Below are 17,363 nucleotides of genomic sequence, written 5' to 3' on the forward strand. Positions count from 1 at the left end.
AGGACCTGACCACGATAGGGCCTGGCGCAACCGGAGCGCCAGACGGCGCGTCCCCATGAAACAAGGAATTTGAAAAAACTTGCGGGCGGTTCCAAAAAAACTAAAACCAGCCCATGCGCAACCTGTCCCTGAAACAGCTCCAGGCCGTCGCGGCCGTCGCCCGCCTGGGCACGATGACCCGAGCGGCTCAGGAACTCAACGTCACCTCCGCCGCCCTCTATGCCCGCATCCGCCAGCTGGAGGAGGAGGCGGGCCTGCTCTTGTTCGACCGGACGCCCACGGGCCTCCGGCCCACGGATGCGGGCCGGGAGATGCTGTGGGCCATCGACAGCATCAACACCGTGCTGGAAACCTGTGCCGACCGCCTGGAAACCCTGAAGGGCGGCGCCGGCGGGCGGGTCGCCATGGGTGTGGTCTCCACCGCGAAATATTTCGCGCCCGGCATCATTTCCGGGTTCGTCGGCACGCATCCGGCCGTGGAGATCAACCTCGCGGTGGGCAATCGCGGCACCATGGTCGAGGCCCTGCGCAACTACGAGATCGATTTCGCCATCATGGGCCGGCCGCCGCGGGATTTCGCCATCGAGGCCGAGACCTTCGGCGTGCATCCCATCGTCATCGTCGCCGCCCCGAGCCACCCCTTCGCCGGCCGGACCCGGTTGACCCGCGAGGATCTGGCCCAGGAATCCTTCCTCGTGCGCGAGGAGGGCTCGGGCACCCGCACGGTGTTCGAGGAATTCATGAACGGCATCATGATCAAGCGGGCGCGCCTCGGCATCGATGCGGGCTCCAACGAGACCATCAAGCAGGCGGTGATGGCGGGGCTCGGCATCGCCCTCATCTCGGCCCACACGGTGGCGGCGGAGCTCGGGAGCGGCCGCCTCATCCTCCTCGAGGTCGACGGCCTGCCGATCCGGCGCGACTGGTACGCCGTGCGCCGGGCCGACAAGGTGCTGGGCCCCGCCGCCGCCGCGTGCTGGGACTACGTGGTCAAGGATGGCGGGCGCTGGCTGCCCCAGCTCGCCCTGGCCCACCGGGTCTCGGCGGTGACCGCGGAGTTCGAGGCGTGAGCGCCGGCGTGGTGGTGGTGGGCGCCGGCCAAGCCGGCTTCCAGCTCGCCGCCTCCCTGCGCGAGGCCGGCTACGCCGATCCCGTCACGCTGATCGGCGACGAGGCGGACCTTCCCTATCAGCGCCCGCCCCTGTCGAAGGCCTACCTCGCGGGCAGGACCGACGCGGCCGGCCTCGAACTGCGTCCGGCCGCGTACTTCTCCGACCACCACATCCGCCACCGCCCCTCCCTGCGGGTCGCGTCCATCGACCGGCCCGGACGGCGCCTGCTCTGCGCGGGCGGGGAGGCCGTGGCCTACGAGCACCTCGTCCTCGCCACGGGCGCGCGCAACCGGGTGCTGCCGGTGCCGGGGGCGGACCGGCCCGGCGTGTTCCAGCTGCGCGGCCGCGCGGACGCCGACGCGCTGAAGGCGGCCCTCGGCGAAGCGCGCGCCGTCGCCATCGTCGGGGCCGGCTTCATCGGACTCGAATTCGCCGGCATCTGTGCCGCGCGCGGCCTCGCCGTCACGGTGATCGAGGCGGCCGACCGGCCGATGGCGCGGGCGGTCTCGACCGACACGGGCGCGTTCTTCGTCCACGCGCACGGGGCCGCCGGCATCCGTTTCGTCTTCGGGTCGGGCGTCGTCGCCGTCGCGGGGGCGGAGCGGGCCGAGGCCGTCCATCTGAGCGACGGCACCGCCATCGCGGCCGACCTCGTCCTCGTCGGCATCGGCGTGGTGCCGAACCAGGAGCTGGCCGAGGCGGCCGGCCTCGCGGTCGGAGACGGCATCCTGGTCGATGCGTTCCTCGCCACCGACGACCCCGCCGTCTCCGCCATCGGCGATTGCGCCCGGGCCCCGAGCCGCTTCGCCGACGGTGCGCCCGTCCGGATCGAATCCGTGCAGAACGCCCTCGACCAGGGCCGCTGCCTCGCCGCCCGCCTCGCCGGTCGGCCCGCCGCCTACGACGCGGTGCCGTGGTTCTGGAGCGACCAGGGCCCGCACAAGCTTCAGATCGCCGGTCTCGCCACCCCGTCGGACCTGGCCGTCGTCCGACCGCTTCCGGCGGGGCTCTGCGTGTTCCGGTTCCGCGACGGCCGCCTGTCCGCCGTCGAGACGGTGGACCGCCCCGGCGACCACATGGCCGCCCGGCGCATCCTCGCGCAGGGCCGCGCCCTGAGCCCGGAGGACGCGGCGGACCCGGGCCACGATCTCAAGGCCCTGGCGACGGGACGCTGACGCTCGTCCGGGCGAAGACAATCGGCAGGCATGATCGGCAACCTTGTGCCGATGCGACGAACAACGCACGGTGAGACAAGGATTTTCTGTCTCGTGGAGATCGGCAGGATGACGGGGGTTCTAGAGACACCGTTCCGGATCGAGCCGTGCTTCTACGAGAACGACATCCCGCGGGGCTTGGCCGATCTCACCACGAGCATCCACGCCGCCGCCGCCGATCTTGGGCGGGGTCTGCATCCCCATGCGGCCTCCGAACTCGCCGAGTTCGTGCGCGTGATGAACTGCTACTACTCGAATCTGATCGAGGGACACGACACCCGACCCAAGGACATCGAGCGGGCCTTGGCCGGGGCGGAACTGGACGAGACCCGGCGCCCCCTGGCCCTGGAGGCCCGCGCACATGTCGAGGTCCACCGTGAGATCGATGCCCTGTACCTTGCCGGCAAGCTTGCTTCGCCCACCTCCACCGCGTTCATTCAATGGGCGCACCGTCGCTTCTACGAGGCGATGCCCGACACGTTCAGAACCGTCGGCCTTCCCGGCGGACGGACCGGCGCGGTCGTGCCGGGCGCCTTCCGCAGCCGACCCGATGAGGACGTGGTTGTCGGACGACACCATCCGCCCTCGTCCGAGGTCGTCGCCCCCTTCATGGATTACTTCGCCGGACGCTTCGGCATGGCTGAGGCGTGGCCGAGTGTCCGGCTCATCGCGATGGCGGCGGCCCACCATCGGCTGAATTACATCCATCCCTTCATCGACGGGAACGGTCGCGTGAGCCGCCTCGTCTCGCACGCCATGGCTTTGAAGTCCGGCATCGGCGCGGGCGGTCTCTGGTCGATCTCCCGTGGCTTGGCGCGCGGGCTCAAGGAGAGGAACGAATACAAGCGGATGATGGACCATGCCGATACGCCGCGCCAAGGCTCACGCGATGGTCGCGGAAACCTCTCGGAGGCCGCGTTGCGCGAGTTCTGCGAATGGTTCCTATCCGTCGTCCTCGATCAGATCCAGTTCACCGCAGCGGCCTTCAGGCTCGACACGCTGGAGTCCCGCTATCGGAAACTCCTTGCCGACCTCGGATACGACGCACGGTCCGGCGACCTCGTTTCGACCGTCATCCGCTACGGCGAGATGGAGCGCGGCAAAGCATCTTTCCTCCTGGGTACTTCGGAGCGCACCGCACGCACCGTGGTGTCCCGGTTGGTGGCCGGGGGATTTCTGAAATCGGGCACCCCGAAATCACCGGTGCGCGTCGCCTTTCCCCTGGACTACCGGGATCGACTCTTCCCCAATCTCTTCGCGGATCACTGGATCGACGCGCCCGAGCCCCCGGCCTTCAGGCTCGGAGGCCGAGCCGCGTCCTGACCGTCAGCGATCGTTCTCCGTGGTCAGGGCGCCGAGGCGGGTGCCCTCGTCGCCGCCCCGGCCGCTCAGGCGGACACCGGCCGAGCCGTCCTCGGCGAACACCACGCCCGCATTCATCAGGGCGCTGCGCAGGGCCTCGATCTGGCCGGAGGCGAGGTCGCCCGTCCCCGCTTCGAAGCCCGTCACCACATCCTCGCCGAGGCCGACCTTGGCGGCGAGGTCGCCCGACGACCAGTCGAGGAGCGCGCGGGCCGCGCGCGACTGCGCCGGACTCATGGTGTTCGGATTCATGCCACTCGAATTCATGCCGCTCGAATTCATGCCGCTCGCCCCGCCCTCGTCCGATCCCGTCACCGTGGTGCCTCCATCCGCTGTTCCGGCCCTGATGCCTGACCCGACAACGGAGGATATGCGGCTTCCGTTCAACCCGAACCGGTGCGATGGCCGGTGGACGGCCGGAAAACGCCCTTCACGGGGCCTTGACCATATTTGTGCTGGAATCTTATCCGATTGGCCCTGGCGCAGGCTCGCTCCGCGACAGGTCTCGCGCGCTTTCGCGCCGCGCAGTCCCCACGGGAAGCGGGCGAACTACGTCCACCGACGCGGCGCGTGCGCGCTTGAACTTGAGAAGGGCCCCGAGGATGAGAGCGATCCTGATCGCCGCAATGGCCGGTGCCATCGCGGCCCTTGCGGTCACCACCGCGACGCGGGTGCAGGCCCAGATGGGCGGCAACGTCACCGGCTTCGGCAAGGACGCCCGCGAGAAGCCGGAGAAGAAGCAGTACGTCCCCGGCGCCAAGGCGCAGGAGAAGATCTTCCCCCTCGACGCGACCTGGACCGCCATCAGCCTCAACGGCAAGGTGTTCAGCGGCAACGACCGGCCGAGCTTCATCGTCGACAAGCAGTACCGCGCCCGCGGCTACGGCGGCTGCAACACCTTCGCGGCGACGGCCTTCCCGCTGAAGGACCAGCACCTCGCCGTCGGCCCCCTCGCCCTGACCAAGAAGCCCTGCGACAAGGGCCTCGGCGCCAGCGAGCAGGATTTCTTCATCGCGCTCCGCACGGCCGGCCAGTGGGACCTCGTCGGTTCGCAGCTCGTCATCAAGAGCCAGAAGGGCGAGTTGCGCTTCGACCGGGCTCTCTGATCGTCGCCCGTTCTCCGCGCGGGTTTTCGCCGCCTTCGCGTTAAGCCGGTATTGAGGACGATCCGGACTCCCCGGCCCGGGTTTACCCCTCGTTCAACGCCCCCGGCGCCTGCTGCCCCCCATGGCAGGCACGGGGAACCCCATGGGAACGCGACTGGAATGGACGACCGGCAGCCAGGGCTTGCGGCACGGCGCACGTGAGGACACCCGCTACACCTTCCTGTCCGGCCCGCATCCGAGTGCCCTCGTCATCGCTTCGGCGAGCGGAGCCTTCGCCACCCTCGCCGTCCTGTGCGCCGCCCTCCTGCGGGCCTGAGGCCCGTGCGGGCCTGAGGCCCGTGCGGGCGTGATCCGCCCCGCCTGACGCCGTGCGGCCCGCCCTCCACGTCATCTCCGGCCTGCGCACGGGCGGGGCCGAGACCATGCTGGTCGCCCTGTGCGGCGCCCTGACGGCGGCGAGCATGCCCCAGCACGTGGTGAGCCTGACCGGCGACGGGCCCAACGCCGCCGCCCTGGAGCGCCTCGGCGTCACCGTCCACCGCCTCGCCCCGCGCGGGGCCGCCGGGTCCGCCCTCGCGCTCATCCGCCTCGCCCGCCTGATCCGGTCCCTCCGTCCGGCGGTGATCCAGGGCTGGCTCTACCACGGCGACCTGTTCGCCGCCGGCGCGCACCGCCTCGCCGGCGCACCGCGCGGAACCCTCCTGGCCTGGGGCCTGCGCAACTCCGACATCGATCACGCCCGCTACGGCCGGCTCCTCGCCATCGGCCGGCGCCTGTCCGGCTGGCCCGGCCTCGTCGTGTCGAACAGCCAGGCGGGGGCGGATTTCCACCGGGCCGAGGGCTACCGCCCGCGCCGCCTCGCCGTCATCCCCAACGGCATCGACACGGCCCGATTCCGGCCCGATCCCGCCGCCCGCGCGGCCCTGCGCCGGGAACTCGGCCTGCCCGACGACGCCGTGGTGGCGGTCCACGCCGCCCGCCTCGATCCGATGAAGGACCACGCCACCCTCCTGGCCGCCGCGGCGCGCCTGCCGGACCTGCGGTTCCTCCTCGCCGGCGAGGGGACGCGGGGCCTCGCCCTGCCGGGGAACGCCCTGGCGCTCGGCCGGCGCGACGACTTCGCCCGCATCCAGGCCGCCGGGGACATCGCCGTGTCGTCCTCGGCCTTCGGCGAGGGGTTTTCCAATGCCGTGGCCGAAGGCATGGCCGCCGGGCTGATGCCGGTGGCGACATCCGTGGGCGATGCCGGCGCGATCCTCGGCGGTCTCGGCCGCCTCGTGCCGCCCCGCGATCCGGCCGCCCTCGCCGACGCCCTCGCCGGCGTCGCGGCCCTGCCGCCGCCGGTCCGCCGGGCGGCGGGCCTCGCGGCCCGGGCGCGAATCGAGTCGACCTACGGCGTCGGGGCCATGGCCGAGCGGTTCCTGGCCGCCTGGCGCGGGGCGGGCGCGGGCCTGGAGAATGAAATTCCCCCTTCGGCCCGCCGGGCGACATGAAGTTTCCAGGCCCGGAATGAAACCCTGGCGAGGGAGAAGATTTCCCTTTGCGCGCAGGCTGTTGCCGATTGCCTCGCTCCCGTCGACGCGATATCTCCCGGCCCGACACCGAAACGCCCGCGACAGGAGATTCCCATGGCCGAGTCCACCCAGAGCCCCGTCCGCACGCCCGGCCACGGCCATATCTTCGGCTCCATCACCGAAACCATCGGCAACACGCCCCTGGTGCGCCTGAACCGCATCACCAAGGAGCGCGGGATCGACGCCGAGATCCTGCTGAAGCTCGAGTTCTTCAACCCCATCGCCAGCGTCAAGGACCGCATCGGCGTCAACATGATCGACGCCCTCGAGGCCTCGGGCAAGCTGAAGCCCGGCGGCACCCTGGTGGAGCCGACCTCCGGCAACACCGGCATCGCGCTCGCCTTCGTGGCGGCGGCGCGGGGCTACCGCCTCATCCTGGTCATGCCCGAGACCATGTCCCTGGAGCGCCGCAAGATGCTGGCCTTCCTCGGTGCCGAGCTCGCCCTCACCCCCGGCCCCCAGGGCATGAAGGGCGCCATCGCCAAGGCCGAGGAGCTCATCGCCGAGATCCCGGGCGCGATCATGCCCCAGCAATTCTCGAACCCGGCCAACCCCGAGATCCACCGCAAGACCACGGCCGAGGAGATCTGGAACGACACGCAGGGCCAGCTCGACGCCTTCGTGGCGGGGGTCGGCACCGGCGGCACCATCACGGGCGTCGGCTCGGTCCTCAAGCCGCGCCTGCCCGGCCTCAAGGTCGTGGCCGTGGAGCCGACGGATTCGCCCGTCATCTCCGGCGGCCAGCCCGGCCCCCACAAGATCCAGGGCATCGGCGCCGGCTTCATCCCGGACAACCTCGACCGCTCCGTCATCGACGAGGTGATCACCGTCTCGAACCAGACCGCCTTCGACACCGCCCGCCTGCTCGCCAAGCTCGAGGGCATTCCCGGCGGCATCTCCACGGGCGGCAACGTCGCCGCCGCCCTCGAACTCGCCGCCCGCCCGGAGTTCAAGGGCAAGCGCATCGTCACCGTCGCCTGCTCGTTCGCCGAGCGCTACATCTCGTCGGCCCTGTTCGAGGGGATCTGATCGCCCGCGGGCGGGGCGCGGCCGGCTCGCACCGGCCCCGCGTCCCGCCCGCCGGTTCCGGTCGAGCGACCCGTCCGGGCCCACCGGCCCCGCGACCGAAAGCAGCGTGATTTCTTGGCTTCCACGGTGTTCTATCGTCTGCGGCGCGGCGCCCGCCGCCCATGGGTGCGCGTCGCCCTGTTCAGCGTGGCGGGTGTCGGCGCGGCCCTGGCTTCGGCCCTGCTCGCTCCCCTGATCCCGCCCGACCTCGGCAAGTCCATCGGCGCCGACGCCGTCGATCAGATCCTCTCGCTGCTCGCCACCAGCATGCTGCCAGTGGCGACGTTCTCCCTCGCCACCCTGGTCCAGGCCTATGGCGGCGCCACCAACACCGCGACCCCGCGGGCCGTGACCCTGCTGATGGAGGACACCCGCGCCCAGACGGCGGTGGGCAGCTTCATCGGCGCCTTCGTCTACGGCGTCGTCGGCCTCATCGCCCTCAAGACGCATATCTACGGCGAGCAGGGCCGCGTGATCCTGTTCGGCCTCACCCTCCTCGTCATTGCCCTGGTGGTGGTGACGCTGGTGCGCTGGATCGACACCCTGTCACATCTCGGTCGCGTCGGGGAGACCATCGACGCCATCGAGGCCGCCGCGTGCGACGCCATCCGGCGGCGGGCGGACGCGCCCCATCTCGGCGGCCTGCCCTGGTGCCCAGCCCCCGCCGGGGCCACCCGGATCGTGGCGGCAGACACGGGCTACGTCCAGCATGTCGACGCCGCCGGCCTGCAAGCCGTCGCCGAGGCGGACGGGCTCACCGTACACGTCGCCGCGCTGCCGGGCCGCTTCGTCCACGCCGGCCGCCTGCTGGCGGAGGTCGACGGCCCCACCGACGCGGAGACGCGGACGCGCCTCGCCGCCGCCTTCGTCATCGGGGGCCGCCGCACCTTCGACGACGATCCACGCTTCGGTGTCATCGTCCTCACGGAGGTGGCCTCCCGGGGGCTGTCGAGCGCCATCAACGATCCCGGCACCGTCGTGGACGTGCTCGGAGCCCTGGTGCGCGTCCTCGCCCTGTGGAGCGAGCGACGGGCCATGGCCCCGGCGGCGCCCCTCCACCCGCGCCTGCGCGTGCCCGGCATCACGACGGACGAGCTGTTCGAGGACGCGTTCGCCCCCATCGCCCGCGACGGGGCCGGCACGGTGGTGGTCGGCCTGCGCCTGCAGAAGGCCCTTTCGGCCCTGCACGCGATCGGTGACGCGGAGTTCGCCCGCGCGGCGCGGCATCACGCCGACCTCGCCCTCGTGCGGGCGGAAGCGGTGCTGTCCATCCCGGCCGATCTCGCGGTCCTGCGGGCGGCCCGCGACGATCTCGGCCGTCCGGACTGAAGCAACCGGGCGGGCTCAGGCGCCGTTGTCCTCACAACCACGGAGGACACCCATGACCGACGCGCCCCGCGAACGCCCCTCGCTCAAGGATTTCGACGCCTACGCCGACCGCAACGGCCAGGATCTCGGCCAGGACAACGCCCGCGACATCGGCCTGCCCGCCCGCACGCAGGGCGACCTCAAGAGCGACCCCTCCGGCGAAGCCGAGACCGCCCGCATCGCCTCCGGCACCCCGGGCTCCGACGCCACCGACGCCACCGAGGCCGAGACGCCCCCGGAGAACCTGCGCCGCATCGGCGACGCCGCGCAGAAGACCGGGGGTCCGAAGGGCGCCGCCGCCGAGGCCATCGACCGGGCGACCGCCCCCGTCGGGACCGATGGGGACGCCTGACGCCATGGCCGACAAGACCAATCCCACCGACGCCGCCACCCGCAAGCCCGACGACGATGTCGGCACGCCGGGCGAGCCCGCCGTCGCCGGCGGCGGCCACACCGCCGACCAATCCGCCATCACCGACATGGGTGCCGGCGGCCAGACCGATCACGACCGCAAGGCGGACTGGGACAAGGACGGGGCACCCCCCGGCCGCAACCCCGCCCCCGTCGGCGGCTCGTCGGACGGGCAATCCGACCGCAAGCGCTCCTGACCCTTGGGACTGCCCGGCGCCCGCCCGATGGGGCGGGCGCGTCTCGCGGGGCGACGTGAAACGGACCGCCTCCTGTTCGACCCTGGTACGGCGCGCGCCGTCCGGAAGCGCGTCCCCTCCTCCATGATCGCTTCGGACCTCGCATCCGGCCGGCCCGGCGGCCCGTCGAAGCATTGCCGATCGCCCTGGCGTAGAGATCCGCCGATCCGCCAGCGGGACCAGATCAGGCGTGGTCGTTCCGGCCCGATACGTCAGATCATCCCGGAACGACCGGCCCACGGTCTTGCATCCACGTACTCTCGCACCCGTCCGCTCCAAAAACCGGATTTCGCTTTTCTGACGAATACTCTAGCCTGCATGCGGAACCGTCCGAAACGTCCCGGCGAGGAGCGATCGATGCGTGTGATGATCCTGGTCAAGGCCACCGCCGACAGCGAGGCGGGCCTCATGCCGTCCCTGGAGCTGCTTCAGGCCATGGGTCAGTTCAACACGGACCTGATCCAGGCCGGCATCCTGCTCTCGGGCGATGGGCTGCACCCGTCCGCGCGTGGGCGGCGGGTGGCCTTCGACGGGCCGGAGCGGTCGGTGACCGAAGGCCCGTTCGGGGACACGGACGGTCTCCTCGCGGGGTTCTGGATCTGGAACGTGGCCGACCTCGACGAGGCGGTGGCCTGGGTCAAGCGCTGCCCCAATCCCATGCCCGGACCGAGCGAGATCGAGATCCGCCCCCTGTTCGAGGAGGCCGATTTCCTGGCCGCGTCGACGGACTGACGGACGGACGCGGCCGGGTTCAGATCAGGTCGGCGAAGGAGCGGCCAGACCAGGCGGGCGACGGTGCTGGCCGCGTGGGCATCCGATCGGGCACGCCCCGCGCCGGGTTCGCGAGCCGTGGTCCGGCGGCCGTCTTCGTCTGGCGCTTGGGCTTGGCCGGTCCGCCGACGGCGTCGAACTCGAACAGGAGCCGCCCGCCGTTCTCGTCCCAGATCCAGCCGTCCTTGGCCACGCCGATGAAGCGGCCGGAATAGGCGAACACCTGATCGTCGTCGATGAACGCCGCCGGCGTGCCGTTCCAGAGATAAACCGAGTGTCCGTCGCGACAGAACGCGGTCTCACGACCCTCTCGATCAAAAAATTCGATCATTTCGCGACTCCCTGCCTTGGTGACGATTGTGGTGAAACCGAACGAACGCCGTGCCGGACCCTAGCGACGGGGCTTCTGCATCTTCACGACGGTGTTCTTGGGGCGGCCGAACGGCTTGAGCGGCGTGTTGGCTTCGAGGGCGATGCGGGCCAGATCCTGGGGCCGCGGCGCGCCGGCGGCGATGCGCTTCAGGGCGTCCACCATCTCCTCGATCATCTGGGCCGCCTCGCCCTCCAGGGTTTCCTCGGCGCGGATGCCGTTGAGTTCGGGGACGATCTCTTCGGCCGCCTCGCGCAGTTCCTCGACGAGTTCGGCGGCGGTGTAGCGTTGGGGTGTGGAATGGGCCATGGCGCGACCATGGCAGGCCGGGGCGGGACCGACAACCGGAAGCTGGGATCGGGCGCGCCGCGCGCAATGAACTCCCGGGTCGCTCGGCTGTTGCCTGACGACCCCTCACCCAACGGACCGCCCCATGACGCGTAAAGCCCTGATCCTCGCCACCGCCCTCGGCCTGTCCCTGGCCGGTCCGGCCTTCGCCCAGACGCTGGCGCCGACGGGGGGCGCCGGCAACACCGGCGTGACGACCCCGTCCATGGCCCCCGACGAGGAGCTCCAGTCCAAGGAGCCGAGCCTGCGCCCCGCGCCGAACGTGGTCGGCAATCCGAGCCCGTCCTCGGTCCCCGGCAGCACCCCCGGGGTGAACGTCGGCGGCACGCCCACCAGCGGTCCGCCCGGAACCGGCGGCACCTCCGGCGGCCCGTCCCTGGGCAACCGGTAAGAGTCAGCGTGCCAGGGCCCGTCGGGGGCTCGTCCCCGGCCGGGCGCGGGCCTGCCGTCGATCGACCCCGTCACGCGAAGGGCGTGGCCGGGCCGAGCGGTTCCGGTCTACCCTCGCCGCTCCACGGAGAAGCCGGACCATGACGATCCCTCGGACACGCTACCGCTGCGACCATGTCCACCTGCGCAGCCGCGATGCCGTCGCCGCCGGGGCCTTCTACGTGGAGATCCTCGGCGCACGGGAGATCGGCCGCGAGGGTGTGCCGGTGAGCCGGGTGATCCTCGACATCGGCGGCCTGACCCTGTTCATCGAGCAGGCGCCGGACGGCCTCGCGCCGTCGGCGCAGGCGCCGCACCTCGGCATCGAGCACATCGGTCTTGCCGTCGAAGACATCGAGGCGACCCACGCGGATCTGCGCCGCCGCAACGCCACCATCGTCTCCGGCATCACCGACGTGCGCGCCGGACTGCGGGTCCTCTTCATCGAGGGGCCGGACGCCGTCCGCATCGAGTTCCTGCAGCGCTCCGACGCCCCCTGATCCGCCCGCCTCACCGCGTGGCGAACGCGATGCTGATCGCCGCCTTGGCGACGAGGCCGGGATTGGGCAGGGCGTTGAGGTACTGGGTGTAGCGCTTGTCGAAGGCGTTCTGCAGGATGAAGTCCGCCTTGATCCGGTCGTTGACGCGGTAGGAGGCGAAGACATCCACCAGGGCGTAGGCCTTGGTCGCCAGGATGGTGGCGCCGGCGGGCACGTCGGTGCGGGCATCGACGAGGTTCAGGCGGGTGCCCACCGTCAGGCGCCCGTCGAGGAAGCGCAGGCCCAGGGTGGTGCTGATCCGGTCCGGCGGCACGGTGATCAGGCTCTGGCGCGTGGCCCGGTCGCGACCCTCCGTGTGGGTGGCGGCCAGGGAGACGAAGCCGCGGCCCCAATCGTAAGCGCCTTCGAGTTCCACGCCCGACAACTCGGCCCGGGCGATGTTGAGGTACTGGAACGACTGGACCGGGATGACGCAGGGGAAGCGCCCCGGAATCCGGGCGCAGGCCGAGGCCGGAATGCCGGCGATGGCCGGCACGAAGTAGGTCGGCCCCACCGCCTGGATGTTGATGAAGTCGTCGATCGCGTTCTGAAAGACGTTGACCTTCGCCCGGACCACGTCGCCCGGCGCGAACACCTCGTCGTATTTCAGGTTGACGCCGCCCTCCACCGTGCGGGCGACCTCGGGGCGCAGGGTCGGGTTCGGCAGGATGCTGAAGGCCGGGAACGGGTGGATGCCCTGGACCAGGGTCTCGGTGGTCGAGGGCGCGCGGTAGCCCTCGGCGTAGGTGCCGTAGACCTCGATGCCGGGCAACGGCGAGACGCCGACGGTGATCTTCGGCGAGACCCGGTCGCCGCTGGAGCGGAAGGCGCCGCCCGACAGGTCGTAGGTGTCGTAGCGCAGGGCCCCGATCACCCGGAGCCATCCGGCGTAGCGGATCTCGTCCTGCACGAAGGCGCCGGCGAGGCTGCGCCGGCCGGACGGCGTGAACGCGCCGCCGAACCCGCCGGCGTTGTCGGTGGTGCGGACGTCGTTGCGGACGAAATCGCCGCCGGCCGTGACGGCGTGGCTGAGCGCCCAGGTGTCGAAGCGCGCGGTGTTGTGGACGTCGAAGCCCGTGGTGCCGATGTCGTAGGTGATCCGGTCGCCCGCCCGCGTGCCGAGGCGGCCGTAGAGGCCGCTCGCCGTGTCCTGCAGGAAGGTCAGGTCGTTGTGCGTGGTGGTGGTGTAGCCCTTGATGCTGAAATCGATCAGCGGGACATCCGGCCGGGCGAAGCGGTAGCCCAGCGTATACGTGTCGGCCTGCACCGCGTTGGCGAAGCGGGCGCCGGCATTGCTGGTGCCCGCATTGGCGAAATCGAAGCGCTGCAGCAGCGCCGTGCCGCCGAGTTCGTGGCCGTCGGCGGGCCGGAGGTTGAACTTGGCCAGCCCCGAGCTGAGTTCGTTGCCGGTGTCGCGCACCGGGATGCCGAGGCCGTCGCGGTACGGCCCGTTGTTGCGGAACACGAACTGTCCGAACACATCCGCCGCCGTGCCGATGCGGGCGCCGAGCGCCGTCGAGTTGATGAACTTCTGGCCGTTGGTCCCAAAACCCTGCTTCTGTACGGCGCCGGCTTTCTCGTCGGGGGCGAGGATGTCGTCGATGGAGCGGGTGCGGAAGGCGGCGACGCCGCCGATGGCGCCCGAGCCGTAGATGGTGGCGGTCGGCCCCCGGGTGATGTCGACGCCGCCGACGAGTTCCGGATCGAGGTAGAACACCCCGTTGGCGCTGTGGCCCGAGGTCTGGAAGTCCTGGCGCGCGCCGTCGACGAGGACGTTGACGCGGCCGAAATCCTGCAGGCCGCGGATGTTGATCGCCTGGGCCGGATCGTTCTGGTTCTCCTGCGTGGTCACGCCCGGCACGTCGCGCAGGACGTCCGACAGGCGGCTCGGCTGGATGCGCTCGATCTGCTCGCGCGTCACCACGCTCGTGCCCGAGAGGGCATCGACGGCGCTGCCCGGGGTCTTGGTCGAGGTGACCGAGATGGTGTCGAGGCTGACATCGGCCGCGGCCGGGACCGGACGGACCGGCGGCGCGGTTGGGGCCCGCGTTTGGGCCTGGGCCACGGACACGGCGAGGAACGAGGCGCCGAGCGCCAGCCAGGCGCGGTGGGACGATCGGGACATGGACGCATCCGCCAGAAGCACAGTCGAACAGGATTGGCTGGCTGGCGAAGGGCTGGCTGGCTGATTCCCACCTGTCGCGCCGGATGGCGGAGGGTCAACGGCAGGGGGAACAGCCTAGATTATCGCGACTCCAATCTAACGTCGCACGTTCCTGAAGACGTTCCAGATTTCCCAAGTCATCGATCAGGAACGTTGCCGGCCCGCAACAGTCCGACGAGGCAGGAGGAAGGGCTGTTCCCCCTCCGGAACCCGGCCGACGGGCCACGACACGCCGAAGACCCGTGCGATGAGGCCATCGCGCATGACCTCGGCCGGGGGACCATGGGCGACGAGGCGGCCGTCCGCCAGCACCAGCATGGCGTCGGCGTAGGCGGCGGCGAGGTTCAGGTCGTGCAGGATCGCGATCACGGCCGCACCCCGGCGGGCGAGGTCCCCGGCGGCGTCGAGGAGCGCGCCCTGGTGGCGGAGATCGAGGCTGGCGGTCGGCTCGTCGAGGAGCAGCACCTGCCCTTCGGCGAGGGTCCGGCCGGCGGCGAGCTGGCACAGCACCCGGGCGAACTGCACCCGCGCCTGCTCGCCGCCCGAGAGGGTCGGGTAGGCGCGGGCGGCGAGGTGGGTCGCGTCGGCGCGGGCGAGGGCCTCGGCCAGGATGGTTTCACGGTCGCGCCGGCCGAGGCCGCGGCCGATGCCGTCGAGGCCGATCCGGGCGACTTCCGCGGCGGAGAACGGAAACGCGAGGTGGGCGGCCTGGGGCAGCACGGCGCGCAGGGCCGCGAGCCGCCAGGGTGGAATCGCCGCCACCGGCTCGCCCGCATACGCGACGGTGCCGTGGGTGGGGTTGAGCTCTCCGCTGAGCAGCTTCAGGAGCGTGGACTTGCCGGCTCCGTTCGGACCGACGATGATCTGCAGCGTGCCGGGCCGGGCCTCGAACGAGACCCCGTCCACGAGCCGCCTGCCGCCCGTGGCGTAGGTGAGGTCGCGGGCGACGAGGAGCGCGGGCTCAGACATCGCCTCGCCCGCGACCCAGCAGCAGCCACAGGAAGACCGGCGCGCCGACGAAGGCGGTGACGATGCCGATGGGCAGTTCGGCCGGCGCGACGACGAGGCGCGCGGCGACGTCCGCCAGCACCAGGAAGGCGGCCCCGAGGAGCGCGCTCGCCGGGAGCAGCCGGCGGTGGTCCGGGCCGATGACGAGGCGCAGGGCGTGCGGCACGACGAGGCCGACGAAGCCGATCACCCCGCTCGCCGCGACGCCGGCCCCCACCGCCACGGCGACGAGGAGGATGGCGAGGCGCTTCAATCGCTCCACCGCCACCCCGAGGTGAAACGCCTCGGCCTCGCCGAGCACCAGGGCGTTGAGGCCCCGGCCGAGGAAGGGCACGAGGACGAGGACGGGCAGCAGGGCCGGCGCCGTCGCCCCCACCTTGGTCCAGGTGGCGCCGCCGAGGCTCCCGAGGGACCAGAAGGTGAGGTCGCGCAGCTGCCGGTCGTCGCTGGCATAGACGAGGAGGCCCGTCAGCGCTCCGCTGAGGGCCCCGAGCGCGATTCCCGCCAGCAGCAGGGTGGCGACGGAGGTGCGGCCGGCCCGCGTGGCGATCCGGTAGAGCCCGAGGGTCACCGTGAGCCCGCCGAGGAAGGCCGCGACGGGGAGTGCGGCGTAGGGCACCGGTCCCGGCAGGCCCGCCCCGGCCAGAAGCCGGTCGCCGAGGACGATCACCGTCGTGGCGGCGAGGCCCGACCCCGCCGAGACGCCGACGAGGGCCGGGTCGGCGAGGGGATTGCGGAAAAGGCCCTGCATGAGGGCGCCCGACACGGCGAGGCCGGCGCCGACCATGAGTCCGAGCAGGGTGCGTGGCAGGCGGATGTTGAGCACCACGAGGGCATCGCGGGCCAAGCCCGGCTCAACCGTACCAGGGGTGAGGATGTCGAGGATGCGGCCCGGTGCGATCCGCACCGCCCCGAGACCGAGGGAGAGCAGGACGGCGAGGACGAGCAGGCCGCCGAGTCCCGCGAAGACGATGGCGCCGGGCCGGCCCGGCGAAGGGGTGATGGTAGCGCCGGGCCGGCCCGGCGCGGGACCGTCAGTCACGCGGCAGGTCCGGGTAGACCGCCCGCATGAGCTCGCCCGCCGCCTCCGGGGTCCGGGGCCCGAAGCCCAGGAGGGTGAGGCCGTCCATGGCGACGAGGGCACGCCGGGCGGCGGCCGGCGTCTGGCCGAGCGCCGTCCCGCTCGCGAACACCGCCTCGGGGGTGGGACTCTTTCCATCCGTGGTCATCATGATCACGGCGTCCGGGGCGGCGCCGACGATGGCCTCGTCGGTGATGGGCTTGAAGCCCTCGATCCCGTCCGCCGCGTTGACGAGACCGGCCAGGGCCAGGATGCCGTCCGCCGTGCTGCCCCGGCCGCCGACCATGACGCGGCCGCCGGTCTGCGACAGCACCACGAGGGCGCGGACCGGCCGCACCACGCGGGCGCGCTGCCGGCCGAGGGCGGCGAACCGGTCGGCGACCGTGCGGCCGAGGTCGGCGGCCGGCGCCTCCAGTCCCGCGAGGCGGCCCACGGTGGCGATCTTGTCCAGCACCCCCTCGGCGGTGGGCGGCTCGCGGACCAGCTCCACGGGGACGCCGGCCTCCCGCAGCAGGGCCAGCACGGCGGGCGGACCGGCGCCCTCGGCGGCGATGACGAGATCTGGCCCGACGGAGAGCAGACCCTCGGCCGAGAGGGCCCGGAGATAGCCGGCATTGGGCCGCTCGCGCAGCACCTCGGCCGGATAGACGCTGGTGGTGTCGACGATGGCGATGCGGGGGCCGGCGCCGAGGCGCCACAGGATCTCCGTGACGGCCCCGCCGAGGGAGGCGATGCGGGTGGCGGCGGCCGCGCGGGCGGGCGGGGCCAGGGCGCAGCCCAGGGCGCCCGCCAGCACGGCGCGCCGTGAGGGGGACAGATGGCGGAGCGCGGTCATTTGGTGAGGATCAGCTTGTCGTTGGCGGTCACCCGGAGGCGGTAGAGCGCGCCCGCATGCAGGATGACGATCTCGCGGCGGCCCTGCAGGAGGACCGCCGAGGGGATGCCGCCCTCCGGCGCCGCGGAAGCATCGCGTGTCACGCTCAGGGGGCCCGACGCCGGTTCCCGCATGGGATCGCCCCGGCCACGCTCGCTCACGTCGGACATATTGTAATAATTCCAAGTCGTCATCGGCATCTCTACGATCGATCCAAAGTACCGATGCGGTCCCATCACCATAAAGACCTTCCCAATTGGATGCCAGACGAGACAAAGGCGTTTTCGTCGACCGGGCCGGCGATGCGGCTCGACCGGTCGGGAGGATG

21 protein-coding genes are annotated in these 17,363 nt (G+C 71.7%); 13 read left to right on the forward strand and 8 right to left on the reverse strand.

All coding sequences use genetic code 11. The annotated features are described in order from the left end of the window. Positions 1 to 113: 113 nt before the first annotated feature. The 3 genes from ASF28_RS02640 to ASF28_RS02650 are packed head-to-tail and all read left to right on the forward strand — an operon-like array spanning position 114 to position 3,649. Positions 114 to 1,070 (forward strand): LysR family transcriptional regulator, encoded by a 957-nt coding sequence (locus tag ASF28_RS02640; protein WP_056087266.1) that lies wholly within the window; start codon positions 114 to 116, stop codon positions 1,068 to 1,070. Then, positions 1,067 to 2,287 carry an NAD(P)/FAD-dependent oxidoreductase gene (locus tag ASF28_RS02645; protein ID WP_056087270.1) on the forward strand — a complete coding sequence of 407 codons (1,221 nt, stop codon included), beginning with the start codon at positions 1,067 to 1,069 and terminating at the stop codon, positions 2,285 to 2,287. Before ASF28_RS02640 ends, ASF28_RS02645 begins: the two co-directional genes overlap by 4 nt. 30 nt (positions 2,288 to 2,317) lie before the next feature. After that, complete coding sequence (locus tag ASF28_RS02650) at positions 2,318 to 3,649, forward strand: Fic family protein (protein WP_244474866.1); 1,332 nt, start codon at positions 2,318 to 2,320, stop codon at positions 3,647 to 3,649. Between the two features lie 3 nt (positions 3,650 to 3,652). Here ASF28_RS02650 and ASF28_RS02655 read toward each other — a convergent pair whose 3' ends face one another. Then, on the reverse strand, positions 3,653 to 4,003 hold the full coding sequence (locus tag ASF28_RS02655) for a helix-turn-helix domain-containing protein (RefSeq protein WP_244474867.1): 351 nt from the start codon (positions 4,001 to 4,003) through the stop codon (positions 3,653 to 3,655). 287 nt (positions 4,004 to 4,290) lie between these two features. Here ASF28_RS02655 and ASF28_RS02660 point away from each other — a divergent pair, with 287 nt between their 5' ends. The 8 genes from ASF28_RS02660 to ASF28_RS02690 all read left to right on the forward strand — a co-directional run bounded on the left by ASF28_RS02660 (position 4,291) and on the right by ASF28_RS02690 (position 10,183). Next, positions 4,291 to 4,794: an META domain-containing protein gene (locus ASF28_RS02660; RefSeq protein WP_056087276.1), complete on the forward strand. Its 504-nt coding sequence runs from the start codon at positions 4,291 to 4,293 to the stop codon at positions 4,792 to 4,794. 142 nt (positions 4,795 to 4,936) lie between these two features. Next, a complete protein-coding gene (locus tag ASF28_RS22150) occupies positions 4,937 to 5,110 on the forward strand; it encodes a hypothetical protein (RefSeq protein ID WP_157085284.1) in 174 nt (57 codons plus the stop codon). A 52-nt stretch (positions 5,111 to 5,162) separates the two neighbouring features. Continuing rightward, the gene (locus ASF28_RS02665) at positions 5,163 to 6,287 is read left to right on the forward strand and encodes a glycosyltransferase (RefSeq protein ID WP_056087278.1); all 1,125 of its coding nucleotides are present in this window, start codon (positions 5,163 to 5,165) and stop codon (positions 6,285 to 6,287) included. Positions 6,288 to 6,422: 135 nt separating this feature from the next. Next, positions 6,423 to 7,397, forward strand: coding sequence for a cysteine synthase A (gene cysK / locus ASF28_RS02670; protein WP_056087281.1), 975 nt, complete (start codon positions 6,423 to 6,425; stop codon positions 7,395 to 7,397). A gap of 114 nt (positions 7,398 to 7,511) precedes the next feature. Then, positions 7,512 to 8,765, forward strand: a complete 1,254-nt coding sequence (locus tag ASF28_RS02675) for a DUF2254 domain-containing protein (protein ID WP_056087283.1) — start codon at positions 7,512 to 7,514, stop codon at positions 8,763 to 8,765. A 52-nt stretch (positions 8,766 to 8,817) separates the two neighbouring features. Beyond that, entirely contained in the window at positions 8,818 to 9,156 is a 339-nt protein-coding gene (locus tag ASF28_RS02680; RefSeq protein ID WP_056087287.1) for a hypothetical protein, read from the forward strand. 4 nt (positions 9,157 to 9,160) lie between these two features. Continuing rightward, a complete protein-coding gene (locus tag ASF28_RS02685) occupies positions 9,161 to 9,412 on the forward strand; it encodes a hypothetical protein (RefSeq protein WP_056087289.1) in 252 nt (83 codons plus the stop codon). Positions 9,413 to 9,808: 396 nt separating this feature from the next. Continuing rightward, entirely contained in the window at positions 9,809 to 10,183 is a 375-nt protein-coding gene (locus ASF28_RS02690) for a YciI family protein (RefSeq protein WP_056087292.1), read from the forward strand. A 19-nt stretch (positions 10,184 to 10,202) separates the two neighbouring features. Here ASF28_RS02690 and ASF28_RS02695 read toward each other — a convergent pair whose 3' ends face one another. Then, positions 10,203 to 10,553 carry a 4-fold beta flower protein gene (locus tag ASF28_RS02695; protein WP_056087295.1) on the reverse strand — a complete coding sequence of 117 codons (351 nt, stop codon included), beginning with the start codon at positions 10,551 to 10,553 and terminating at the stop codon, positions 10,203 to 10,205. A gap of 60 nt (positions 10,554 to 10,613) precedes the next feature. Further along, complete coding sequence (locus tag ASF28_RS02700) at positions 10,614 to 10,901, reverse strand: hypothetical protein (protein ID WP_056087298.1); 288 nt, start codon at positions 10,899 to 10,901, stop codon at positions 10,614 to 10,616. A 124-nt stretch (positions 10,902 to 11,025) separates the two neighbouring features. Between ASF28_RS02700 and ASF28_RS02705 the strand changes: the two genes are divergently transcribed. Both ASF28_RS02705 and ASF28_RS02710 read left to right on the forward strand, forming a co-directional pair. After that, positions 11,026 to 11,331, forward strand: coding sequence for a hypothetical protein (locus ASF28_RS02705; protein ID WP_056087301.1), 306 nt, complete (start codon positions 11,026 to 11,028; stop codon positions 11,329 to 11,331). Positions 11,332 to 11,470: 139 nt separating this feature from the next. After that, positions 11,471 to 11,869 (forward strand): VOC family protein, encoded by a 399-nt coding sequence (locus ASF28_RS02710; protein WP_056087304.1) that lies wholly within the window; start codon positions 11,471 to 11,473, stop codon positions 11,867 to 11,869. Positions 11,870 to 11,879: 10 nt separating this feature from the next. Here ASF28_RS02710 and ASF28_RS02715 read toward each other — a convergent pair whose 3' ends face one another. From ASF28_RS02715 to hemP, 5 genes are all read right to left on the reverse strand, one after another. Further along, a complete protein-coding gene (locus ASF28_RS02715; RefSeq protein WP_056087308.1) occupies positions 11,880 to 14,033 on the reverse strand; it encodes a TonB-dependent hemoglobin/transferrin/lactoferrin family receptor in 2,154 nt (717 codons plus the stop codon). A 183-nt stretch (positions 14,034 to 14,216) separates the two neighbouring features. Further along, the gene (locus tag ASF28_RS02720) at positions 14,217 to 15,041 is read right to left on the reverse strand and encodes a heme ABC transporter ATP-binding protein (RefSeq protein WP_056087310.1); all 825 of its coding nucleotides are present in this window, start codon (positions 15,039 to 15,041) and stop codon (positions 14,217 to 14,219) included. Next, entirely contained in the window at positions 15,034 to 16,053 is a 1,020-nt protein-coding gene (locus tag ASF28_RS02725; RefSeq protein ID WP_443189723.1) for a FecCD family ABC transporter permease, read from the reverse strand. Before ASF28_RS02725 ends, ASF28_RS02720 begins: the two co-directional genes overlap by 8 nt. A gap of 61 nt (positions 16,054 to 16,114) precedes the next feature. Beyond that, positions 16,115 to 16,996 (reverse strand): heme/hemin ABC transporter substrate-binding protein, encoded by an 882-nt coding sequence (locus tag ASF28_RS02730; protein ID WP_056087312.1) that lies wholly within the window; start codon positions 16,994 to 16,996, stop codon positions 16,115 to 16,117. Beyond that, positions 16,993 to 17,205 carry a hemin uptake protein HemP gene (gene hemP / locus ASF28_RS02735; RefSeq protein WP_082476109.1) on the reverse strand — a complete coding sequence of 71 codons (213 nt, stop codon included), beginning with the start codon at positions 17,203 to 17,205 and terminating at the stop codon, positions 16,993 to 16,995. The genes ASF28_RS02730 and hemP overlap by 4 nt, the downstream gene beginning before the upstream one ends. Between the last annotated feature and the right edge of the window lie 158 nt (positions 17,206 to 17,363).

This window comes from Methylobacterium sp. Leaf99 (genome assembly GCF_001422375.1).
In the GTDB taxonomy this organism is placed as follows: domain Bacteria; phylum Pseudomonadota; class Alphaproteobacteria; order Rhizobiales; family Beijerinckiaceae; genus Methylobacterium.